9 protein-coding genes and 1 tRNA gene are annotated in these 10181 nt (G+C 37.5%); 4 read left to right on the top strand and 6 right to left on the bottom strand.

Annotation, left to right across the window (positions count from 1 at the left end; genetic code table 11):
* Positions 1–130: 130 nt before the first annotated feature.
* The 3 genes from OM074_RS10360 to OM074_RS10350 all read right to left on the bottom strand — a co-directional run bounded on the left by OM074_RS10360 (position 131) and on the right by OM074_RS10350 (position 3483).
* Complete coding sequence (locus tag OM074_RS10360; protein WP_301199402.1) at positions 131–1372, bottom strand: bifunctional 3,4-dihydroxy-2-butanone-4-phosphate synthase/GTP cyclohydrolase II; 1242 nt, start codon at positions 1370–1372, stop codon at positions 131–133.
* 113 nt (positions 1373–1485) lie between these two features.
* The gene (locus OM074_RS10355) at positions 1486–2973 is read right to left on the bottom strand and encodes an LptF/LptG family permease (RefSeq protein WP_301199401.1); all 1488 of its coding nucleotides are present in this window, start codon (positions 2971–2973) and stop codon (positions 1486–1488) included.
* Positions 2974–3093: 120 nt separating this feature from the next.
* Positions 3094–3483, bottom strand: coding sequence for an START-like domain-containing protein (locus tag OM074_RS10350; protein ID WP_301199400.1), 390 nt, complete (start codon positions 3481–3483; stop codon positions 3094–3096).
* A 191-nt stretch (positions 3484–3674) separates the two neighbouring features.
* On the opposite strand from OM074_RS10350, the gene OM074_RS10345 reads away from it, so the two are divergent.
* Both OM074_RS10345 and OM074_RS10340 read left to right on the top strand, forming a co-directional pair.
* A complete protein-coding gene (locus OM074_RS10345; protein ID WP_301199399.1) occupies positions 3675–4451 on the top strand; it encodes a phosphatase PAP2 family protein in 777 nt (258 codons plus the stop codon).
* A gap of 336 nt (positions 4452–4787) precedes the next feature.
* Positions 4788–5939 carry an alkaline phosphatase gene (locus OM074_RS10340; protein ID WP_301199398.1) on the top strand — a complete coding sequence of 384 codons (1152 nt, stop codon included), beginning with the start codon at positions 4788–4790 and terminating at the stop codon, positions 5937–5939.
* An 87-nt stretch (positions 5940–6026) separates the two neighbouring features.
* Here OM074_RS10340 and OM074_RS10335 read toward each other — a convergent pair whose 3' ends face one another.
* Positions 6027–6380, bottom strand: coding sequence for a DUF6249 domain-containing protein (locus tag OM074_RS10335; protein ID WP_301199397.1), 354 nt, complete (start codon positions 6378–6380; stop codon positions 6027–6029).
* A gap of 117 nt (positions 6381–6497) precedes the next feature.
* Between OM074_RS10335 and recQ the strand changes: the two genes are divergently transcribed.
* Positions 6498–8603: a DNA helicase RecQ gene (gene recQ, locus OM074_RS10330; protein WP_301199396.1), complete on the top strand. Its 2106-nt coding sequence runs from the start codon at positions 6498–6500 to the stop codon at positions 8601–8603.
* 46 nt (positions 8604–8649) lie between these two features.
* Here the strand turns inward: recQ and OM074_RS10325 are convergent, their stop codons facing one another.
* Both OM074_RS10325 and OM074_RS10320 read right to left on the bottom strand, forming a co-directional pair.
* Complete coding sequence (locus OM074_RS10325; protein ID WP_301199395.1) at positions 8650–9084, bottom strand: hypothetical protein; 435 nt, start codon at positions 9082–9084, stop codon at positions 8650–8652.
* A 4-nt stretch (positions 9085–9088) separates the two neighbouring features.
* Positions 9089–9664, bottom strand: coding sequence for an RNA polymerase sigma factor (locus OM074_RS10320; RefSeq protein ID WP_301199394.1), 576 nt, complete (start codon positions 9662–9664; stop codon positions 9089–9091).
* A gap of 280 nt (positions 9665–9944) precedes the next feature.
* On the opposite strand from OM074_RS10320, the gene OM074_RS10315 reads away from it, so the two are divergent.
* Positions 9945–10018 (top strand) — tRNA-Met (locus tag OM074_RS10315).
* Positions 10019–10181: the final 163 nt, after the last annotated feature.

Below are 10181 nucleotides of genomic sequence, written 5' to 3'. Positions count from 1 at the left end.
ACATTGAAATACATTTGGGTCACCCAAGTTAAAAAAGAAACTCAGTAATAGCAAGGGATACAGAGGGTGACCCGAAAAAGTGCGGAAGTCAAGAAAAAAGCCGTCGTAACAGACGGCTTTTTCGTATTTCTTATTCTTCGCTTTTGCTGTATTTAAAAAACTGAAGATCATGTCCCATGCGTTCTTTTTTAGTGTGCATATAGAATTCGTTGAATTCGTTTGGCTCTACTTCAATGGGAATATTTTCAACAACCTCCAGCCCATAGCCTTCTAATCCGATCCTTTTAACAGGATTATTACTCATCAGTCGCATTTTACAAACACCGAGCTCTCTTAGTATTTGAGCACCTACTCCATAATCGCGTTCATCGGCATCAAAGCCTAATTCAATATTTGCATCAACTGTATCCAATCCTTCTTCCTGAAGTTTGTAGGCTTTGATTTTGTTCATAAGGCCAATGCCACGGCCTTCCTGATTCATATAAACAATAACGCCCTTGCCCTCTTTTTCAACTGCTTGCATGGCTTTATGCAGTTGTTCGCCACATTCGCATCTTTTTGAGCCAAAAATGTCTCCGGTGGCACATGATGAATGAACTCGTACCAATATGGGTTCATCAGCCTCCCATTCTCCTTTAATAAGGGCAACGTGTTCCAGTCCGTTTGATTTTTGCTTGAAAGGGATTAATTGAAAATTACCATGTTTGGTTGGCATGTTTACTTTTACCCCTTTTATTACAAGGCTTTCGTTTTTAAGCCTGTATGCAATTAAGTCCTTAATGGTAATAAGTTTCAGGTCGAATTTTTCAGCAATTTTTATCAGTTCTGGCAAACGGGCCATTGTTCCGTCTTCGTTCATTATCTCAACAAGGACTCCAACGGGAGATAATCCAGCCAGGCGTGCCAGGTCAACTGCTGCTTCTGTGTGTCCCGACCTGCGTAAAACACCCTTGTCTTTTGCTTTTAAAGGAAAAATATGTCCGGGGCGCCCAAGATCTTCAGGTTGTGTTTTGGGGTTGCAAAGGGACAAGATCGTCTTAGCCCTGTCGGAAGCGGAAATTCCGGTTGTACAACCCTGTCCGATTAAGTCTACCGAAACGGTAAACGGGGTTGCATGAAGAGCCGTGTTTTTCCCAACCATCAGTTCCAGGTCGAGCTCTTCACACCTTTTTTCTGTGATAGGTGTACAGATTAACCCACGTCCATGAGTAGCCATAAAATTCACCTTTTCAGGTGTTATAAGTTCTCCTGCTGCAATAAAATCACCCTCGTTCTCTCTGTCTTCATCGTCTATTACAATGATAAGCTCTCCATTTTTGATCGCTTCAATAGCCTCATCAATGGTATTTAATTTATATGATTGATCACTCATGACGTAAAACAATAATAATATGTGTGCAAATGAATAATTGGGTGGCAAAGGTAACTAAATATTTTGCCACCAACAATCAAAAGTGTTAACATGCTCGTATATGGTATGTTCCTTTACTGTTTGCTTTTCTTTTTTAATCGTTTAAAAAACTTTTGGAATGCTATTATATAGGCATCTGCGTTGAGTATAGCTGCATCAGTGGCAGCTTTATATGTTAAAAATACTCCAACAGGGAATAGTACCAAAGAAGACAGCCAAATTCCGAAATGGGGAGGCCACACTTCTTTTTTGCTCACATTTAATCCAAAAGTATCTATGATATAGTAGATGATAAAAAATAATACCGATATAACAACTGGCATTCCCAAACCTCCTTTTCTGATGATGGCTCCCAGTGGTGCTCCGATAAAAAAGAAAATCAGGCAAGCAAAGGAAAGGGTGAATTTGCGGTGCCATTCTATTTTATGTCGGACAATATGGTAATTTACCCTGTTCATAGAATTCATCTGGTCGTCAATCTTGGTTTTGGTATCCCGGGCCCTGCGCAAGGCGCTGCTTAGGATCATTACCTTTTTTTCTGCGTTAAACTCATTAAAGGTGCTGTCGATATCAACGCTTTTAAAGGATTCTATTTGTTTTACAGGCTCCTCTTTTTCTCCCGTTTGCAAGGTGGTTTCCCTGTTTTTGTGTCTTGGTTTATAAACAAAGTAGGAGTTTTCGATACGGGGTTTTAGTTTTTCAATGTGTTTTGCCCTTAGGTCTATTAACGAATCGGTATCGTGAGAAATTTGTTGCAGGTTTTTCATTTTGCCATGGCTGGAAAACAACCCTTCGTCCATACGGCTGAATTCCATGCCCTGCAATGAAATCATGGCAGTTTGTCTTTTGAAATGGTCTTCTCGGAATTGTAATTTTTCGTTGCGTTTTTTTCTTTGGTTGTTTACGTTTTCAGTATACTGAACACCGTTAAAAAGAGTTAGTTTTAAATAGGCATTATCCTTTGTGAACTGAAGTCTCCCGGAATCAGCAAGGGTAACGTTTGTATTCCCGGCCATTTCGTCTCTATGGTCGTAAATCATGATGTCATAAAGCATTTCACCATTTTTTGATTTGTGGTCAATCTTTATGCTAAAGTTCTCAAGCCCGTCGTAAAATACTTTTTCCTTGATGTCAAACTCCGGCCTGGATTGGCGTACCGACCACATTAAACTGGTGAACTTTAAATTGGCAACCGGAAGCACATTGTTCGAAAAAATAAATGCTCCTACCGAAACAAGGATTGAAAATATAATTAAGGGAGCCATTATGCGGGGCAAGGAGATGCCTGCAGATTTAAGTGCCGTTAATTCGTAATTCTCACCAAGGTTTCCGAATGACATGAGTGACGCCAAAAGGATTGCTAATGGTAGTGCCATTGGAATTACCTGAAGGGAGGCATAAAATAATAATTCAACAAGTACGGATACTTCCAGTCCTTTTCCAACCAGGTCGTCAACGTATCTCCATAAAATTTGCATCACCAGGATGAACAATGAGATAAAAAAAGTCATTACCAAAGGCCCTAAGTAGCTCTTTAATATGAATGTATGAAGTTTCTTCATTGTTGTTTTTGTAAGAATTTGCGTTTTGATAGAAAAAACTATGCCAAAAAAAATGCACTCAAAGTACATTTTTGTACTATCAGAGTGCAAAGTTATATTAATATTTTATTTGAGAAATAACTAAATCGAACCTAATCCATGTTTTAGTTGGTCGACTTGTTGATTCCATAGCTCTACTGAATCTTCTTTTTCGTCTTCTTCAGCAAAGTCAACAATCATCAAAGCTGTTTCACCAGTTAGCTCATCAACGTTAATGTTGAATTCAAAATAACTATCCTCATCCTCGTCATCGAGCCAATGAAATTTTACAGACTTGTTTTCTTTTTTGCTAAGAAGTTCAGCCTCTTGTTCAGCACCCTCCCAAATAAATGTAAATTTATTCCCTTTTACATTCACATCATCTGCAAACCATTCAGATAGCCCACTGGGAGTTGAAAGTCTGTTGTATAAAATTGAAGGTGAAGTTTTGATGATAAATTCAAGTTCAATTTTTTCTTTAAGATCTGACATTGTTTAAACTTATTAAGTTTTTATTCATAGATGTGCACAAGATAGCATTTTTTTAATAATTGAAAAATCCTATCAAGTGGACTTGTTTAGTATAATTAAATAATAAATTATGAATATGTCAAGTTTTCTATAACTACTTTTTTAGTGGCTTTGAAATAAATGTAATTTTGCAATGTTTTAAAAACTACTTTATGCAAAAAAATAAGTGGATTTGGATATGGGCTGTTGTAGCTGTTTTAATCGTGTTGTTCACCAATTTATATTCAGTGTATATGTTGGCAAATGCGGGCTCTTTTGTGTCGGGTTTGCTTTTGCTGATTACGCATTCCGGAGATGCTTTAAGTGTTGCGTTTCTGGTACTTTTGTTTGTGTTTTTTGTATCTAAAAGGGTTAAGAGTTATAAAAATAGGTTGTTTACCATTGTGGTTCTGTGGCTATTTTTGTTGATTGTTTTGGGTGGAGTTGCGCTGCTTAACGAACATCTGTTTAAAACAACATTTCATGTACACCGACCAAGTATTGAAATAATGAAGCAACAGGTTGGTTTTGATTCGGATAAAATGTATCAGTTAGATTCTAAGGAGTTAAGAAGGGGCTATTTGAAAGATTTTTTTGAGTCAAGAGATGATGTTAGACTTGAGTATGATGGTAAGCACGTGACAGAATCTGTGTTGAAATTGTGGAAATATGAAGTGGGTTATTCTTTTCCTTCGGGGCATGCTACAAATGCTTTTTTGCTGGCTATTGTTATATGTTATTTGTTAAGCTATTTATACAAGGGAAGTGGTGCTGTATTGTATGGGTGTATTTATTTGTGGGCTGTGTGGGTTGCCATGTCACGTGTAATGCTTGGTGTGCATAGTGCCCTGGATATTTCATTTGGTGCCCTGTGGGGAACCTTGCTCGGAGTTGCTTTTGTAAAGTCAGGTTCAATAAAAAGTGTTTTTTTAAACAAAACGCATAATTAATGAAAAAAGGACAGATAAAATATCTGTCCTTCCCCCTTAATTCAGCTAACTAAATCCAAGTTTTATGAAAAATCCCTGTTGCAAATATGATAATTAAATGCATAAATACTTAATTGAGCCAGTTAATAAATCCTAAATAGTGTTTTCTTTCTAAAAAAGCAAGAGGGGTTGCCATTTTTTATAATTGTATCAAGAGTGGAAGGTTAAGAGATTATTAATGTCAAAACATAAAAGATTATTAACATTTGTCTTATTTTTACAAGCCTGTATTGTCTGTTTTTCTGTATTAAACAGCTAATTAAGAATTATAAAGTAACGATATATTTAATGGAAAAAATGAGAATTGTATTAGGTTTAGTGGTGTTTGTTGCCCTTATGGGAAGTGTAACTGCACAAGAAAATTATAAAACAGTTGATACCAAGGAAGAATTTTACAATAATAATTTTCATGAAGTGAAATCCTATGATCTGGATGCTTCTTACTTTGCAGATAAGCCAAAGAATATTGTGTTGTTGATAGGAGATGGAATGGGAGTGGATCAGGTATTTTCCGGGTTTACAGCTAACAAAGGCAAGTTAAATATTCAGAATTTTAAGTGTATTGGCTTCTCGAAAACGCAAAGTGCCGATAATTACGTTACAGATTCTGCAGCAGGAGGAACAGCTTTGGCGTGCGGAAAAAAAACCTGTAATGGAGCTATTGGTGTGGATGAACAAGGTAAGGAGATTATAAGCATTTTGAAGGTGGCTGAAAACAATAAGCTCGCAACAGGTTTGGTGAGTACGTCTGCTATAACTCATGCAACGCCAGCATCTTTTATTGCTAACCAACCGCAAAGGAGTATGTATGAGGAAATAGCGGCAGATTTTTTAGATACAGATATTGATGTGTTTATTGGAGGGGGATCTGATTTTTTTACCAAAAGAAAAGATAAAAGGAATTTGGTTGAAGAGTTAAAGGGTAAAGGTTATAAGATGTTTACTTCGTTAGATGCTGCGGCCAAAGTAAAGAGAGGGAAAGTGGGGGTTTTAACAGCCCCGGCCCATAATCCTGCATATAAAGAAAGGGGAGATATGCTGGTAAAAGCTACAGATAAGGCACTTGAGATATTATCAAAGGATAAAGATGGCTTTTTTCTGATGGTTGAGGGATCTCAGATTGATTGGGCAGGTCATCAGAATAATACTGCATTTTTAGCAGGAGAGATGCTTGACTTTGACAGGGCAATAGGAAAAGTGTTGGACTTTGCTATTAAAGATAAAGAAACTTTGGTTATAGTTACTGCCGATCATGAAACCGGTGGATTGGCTGTTGTAGGTGGGGATATTCAAAAGGGCTACGTTAAAGGAGGATTTGTTACAGGTGGTCATACCGGAGTAATGGTTCCGGTTTTTGCCATTGGCCCGGGCGCAAAGGAATTTATGGGTATTTATGAAAATACAGCAATATTTGATAAAATGATGAAGCTTTTTGAGTTTTCAGAATAAATTACTCATGAGATAAGAGACCATCCATATAAGGATCTTTATAATCAGGAGTCTCTTATCTCATAACTTTCATTTCTTTTCTGATGGCTATTCCCTTTCAATTTTGCGTTGAAGCAAATAGTAGGCAAGTAATGCAGTTCCGGCAAATATAAAAATCATAGAAAGGTAGGCGGCCGGGTCTGCCAGGTCTGTTGATTTTGCAACAAAGTCCCCCACTACGATCCCTAAGCCAACCCCAATACTCAACATGCCAAATTTTAAAGCTTGTTGAATTGTTGATTTTTTTTCTCCTGTATTAAAAATACCTGCGTCTTTTCCTGAAGCAATCAGTGCGGTCCGTTCTATCCTTCTATTTTTAAAATAGATGAGTGCTACAATCATTCCCGGTATGGTTCCAAATACGATAGCAACTACAAAAATGGGTACTAAAATTTCTTCCATGATATCTTATTTTATTTGTTATTCGTTTCTGTTTATATGACAACAAGAGCTGAGTTTTGGTTACAGCATTCATGAAAAAAATAAGATGGAACACGAAAAAAAACATACTTTTGCACCATGATGTTGAATCGTGCAAAACAAACCTTAAAAGATGTTTTTGGTTATAGTAGTTTCAGACCGCTACAAGAAAAAGTGATAGCTTCGGTTTTGGAGGGTGATGATTGTTTGGTGTTGATGCCAACGGGAGGGGGGAAGTCCATTTGTTTTCAAGTTCCTGCATTAACAATAGAGGGAATAACAGTAGTTGTTTCCCCTTTGATTGCTTTAATGAAAGATCAGGTGGAATCATTAAAGCAAAACGGCGTAAATGCTGAGTTTTTAAATAGTTCAATATCGGAAGAGGATCAGGCGTACGTTGTAAAAAGAGCTTTGGCAGGAGATGTGAAGCTTTTATATGTTTCGCCTGAAAAAATGAATTCAGAGAGCTTTTATTATACATTGTTGCAGCTAAATGTTAATCTGATTGCAATTGATGAGGCACATTGTATTTCAAGCTGGGGACATGATTTCAGGCCTGATTATAAGCGTTTGGGATATTTAAAAAAACAGTTCCCAAAAATTCCGATAATGGCCCTTACGGCCACAGCAGACCCTTTAACGCAAAAAGATATTCTGGTACAGCTTAAGCTTGCCAGGGCAAAGGTTTTCAAAGATTCTTTTTCCCGTCCAAATATTTACATAGAAGCAAGGCCTGCGTACAAACGCAAGGAGGTGATCCTGGATTTTATTCAGAAACGGGGTGAGGAGTCCGGGATAATATATTGCTTAAGCAAAAAGAATACCGAGGATCTGTCCCGTTACCTTCGGAATAATGGGGTGCAGTCTGGTTTTTATCATGCAGGTATGAATAGTGACATCCGGAATAGGATTCAGAATGATTTTATCAATGACCGGATTAAAGTAGTGTGTGCCACTATAGCTTTTGGGATGGGGATTGATAAGTCTAATGTTCGATGGGTGATTCACCATAACCTTCCCAAAAATATAGAAGGCTATTACCAGGAAATAGGCAGGAGTGGAAGAGATGGTTTGCCAGCCCATGCCTTGTTGTTTTATGGGCAGCAGGACTATGGAATTCTGGAGTCCTTTAATGAAGAGTCGGAGAGGAAAGTTATTCTGAATGCCAGGCTGGAAAGGATGCTGCTTTTTGCCCAGTCGAACCATTGCAGGAGAAAGTTGTTGTTGAATTACTTTGGGGAGTGGAGTGTTGAGGATTGTGGGGAGTGCGATAATTGCAGGGGTAAGCAGCAGTTGTTTGATGGGACGGTAATGGCTCAAAAAGCACTGTCGGCAGTGGCCCGATTGCAGGGGAAGTTGCCTAAGGAATTATTGCCTAAAGTGATGGCAGGACATCGGTCGCCGGAGATATTGGCTGGCAGGTTTCATGAAATAAAAACATTTGGAGCAGGTAAGGATGTGAGTATTGCTGATTGGGAATTGATTGTTAGTCAATTAATAAACCTTGGGTATTTAAAAATTGAATATGAACAGGGAACCATTCTTGCCTTAACCCCGTTGAGCAATAAGGTTCTTTTTGAAGGAGAAGGAGTGCAGTTGCATCATCTTCATCAAAAAATTAAAAGAGAAAAACAAGTTGAGATTAAAAAGGCCAGGCCGGTTGTGTCTTTTACTCATGAGCAAGGATTGTTTGAGCGTTTGCGCAAATTGAGGCGGGATATGGCTGTTGAAAAAGGTGTTCCTCCGTATATATTGTTTTCGGATGCTACGCTGATGGAAATGGTGGCCCATCGACCAACAAACGAATGGGATATGAAAGAAATATCGGGTGTGGGAAATAAAAAGTGGGAACTGTACGGGCAGGCATTTGTTGATGAGATCTTAGCTTTTTTGAATGATAAAAAAAACAAAGCAAAACCGGCGTATCATAAAACATTTGAATTGTATAAAAAGAATTTGTCGCCAGAGGTTATCGCAGCTCGTACGGGCTTAAATATTATCACTGTTTACTCCCATTTAGCTACTCTTTTTGAAAAAGGTGAAAGTGTAGATATTGAGCAATATGTGTTACCATATGAAAAAAGGAGGGTGCAGGTAATACTTGATAAAAACCCGGGGATGCAATTGCAACAAGTGTATGAAGCTGCCAATAAACAGATTCCTCATCATATTATCCGGTTAGCCATGAGTTTGTTGAAGAATTAGCACAAGCATTAAGTATTGTCAGGTTAGTATATTGTAGGTGGGGTTTTTATTCCTGGAGGGTTTTAAAGTGTGACGATAAAAACTTATCAAGTAAAAAGACTAAGCCCACACCTAGTATAATCATGTACACTAAATCAGGTACGTACGTGAAGCTGTTAAAAATAGAATCAAATGCCTGGGTAAAAACCTGTCCGTTGTTTTTAAGGTTAAATGTTTCAGAGATAGTTCTGGTACCGGATGTGTTTTTTAAATCGATCTGATATACCAGAAGTAAGGAGCATGCAACTCCCAGGGCAATCCATATTTTATGCGAAAGTTTTACAGGAGCGGTTTGTCCCAATGGTTTTTGCGACCATTCATGAAGCACTTCGCTCATAGTATTTTTTACAAGGTTATTACCAGGTTGATCTAAGTCGTAATCATTAAAAAAATCACCTAATAGCTTATCCTCTGGTTCAATATGATGTTTTTTTTGTTTCATAATTCTAGTTTTGAATTAAAGTTCTAGCTTCCCCTTCCATAATAATCTGAAGCTTTTCATATAAGTTCTTTCTGGCCCGGAATAGTTTTACTTTAACATTGCTTTCTGAATATCCTGTTGCTATAGCTATTTCTTCAATATTCAACTCCTGATAATAGTATAGTATAATAATAAATCCCTCGTCTTCGTTAAGCTTTTTTATGGCCTCTTTTAAAATTCTTTTTTTATCTAAACGTTCTAAATTCCTGTTTTCCGATTCGCTTAATTTAATATTTCGGTCTTCTAAGAGGTTGTCGATTGGATGGGTGTGGTGCTTTTTAATTCTTATTTTACTTAAAGCTGTGTTGTGCACGATCTGGTATAACCAGGTGCTAAACTTTGATTTGCCTTTAAATGAAGCCAGATTTTTATAGGCTTTTACAAATGCATCCTGGGCAACCTCTTCAGCATCTTCACGGTTTTTTGTTATACTCAAAGCCAGAGTAAATGCCATGTTTTGGTATTTACTTACCAATGTTGCATATGCTGCAACATCGCCACCTTTAATCTGCTTTATTATTTTATTATCCGACTGACTCATCTACACGGTTTGACGCCTAAGGCAGCCTACAAGTTACAGATGAATTAAAAAAAAGACAAGGGGTAGTATTCGATATGTAATTGGGGTTGTTGTGTTCTGAAATTTTTTCTCTTCTTTTTTTGAAATGTAATTGAAAGATATTTAGGAGGTTGTGTTTATTTGGGTGATTTATTGTGAAAAATATTACAAAAATACTTGGTACTTCAAATGAAATGACATACATTTGCATCCGCAAAAACGAAATAAATGTTTTAAAGAAAACATCGTTTAGCAAAGAAATGGCGAGGTAGCTCAGCTGGTTAGAGCGCATGATTCATAATCATGAGGTCGGCGGTTCAAGCCCGCCTCTCGCTACTGAAAACAAAAGCCACTTACAATTTTGTAAGTGGCTTTTGTTTTTTATTGACTACACAAATGGCTGCAGAAAAAAATGAGATCAGTGACAAAAGTTGGGTCTGAAGAAAGAAAATGGATGGGGATCTGGAACGTAACTGCTAGGGGATTTCTCCATACCAAA

Source organism: Plebeiibacterium marinum (assembly GCF_026013615.1).
Lineage (GTDB): Bacteria > Bacteroidota > Bacteroidia > Bacteroidales > Marinilabiliaceae > Saccharicrinis > Saccharicrinis marinus_A.
Note: the sequence above shows the minus strand (reverse complement) of the source record. Positions and strands in the feature narration are given on the sequence as shown.

Coding starts and splice junctions, on each gene's coding strand:
- OM074_RS10360 (WP_301199402.1), bottom strand. CDS start 1,372: ATGAGTGATCAATCATATAAATTAAATACCATTGATGAGGCTATTGAA.
- OM074_RS10355 (WP_301199401.1), bottom strand. CDS start 2,973: ATGAAGAAACTTCATACATTCATATTAAAGAGCTACTTAGGGCCTTTG.
- OM074_RS10350 (WP_301199400.1), bottom strand. CDS start 3,483: ATGTCAGATCTTAAAGAAAAAATTGAACTTGAATTTATCATCAAAACT.
- OM074_RS10345 (WP_301199399.1), top strand. CDS start 3,675: ATGCAAAAAAATAAGTGGATTTGGATATGGGCTGTTGTAGCTGTTTTA.
- OM074_RS10340 (WP_301199398.1), top strand. CDS start 4,788: ATGAGAATTGTATTAGGTTTAGTGGTGTTTGTTGCCCTTATGGGAAGT.
- OM074_RS10335 (WP_301199397.1), bottom strand. CDS start 6,380: ATGGAAGAAATTTTAGTACCCATTTTTGTAGTTGCTATCGTATTTGGA.
- recQ (WP_301199396.1), top strand. CDS start 6,498: ATGATGTTGAATCGTGCAAAACAAACCTTAAAAGATGTTTTTGGTTAT.
- OM074_RS10325 (WP_301199395.1), bottom strand. CDS start 9,084: ATGAAACAAAAAAAACATCATATTGAACCAGAGGATAAGCTATTAGGT.
- OM074_RS10320 (WP_301199394.1), bottom strand. CDS start 9,664: ATGAGTCAGTCGGATAATAAAATAATAAAGCAGATTAAAGGTGGCGAT.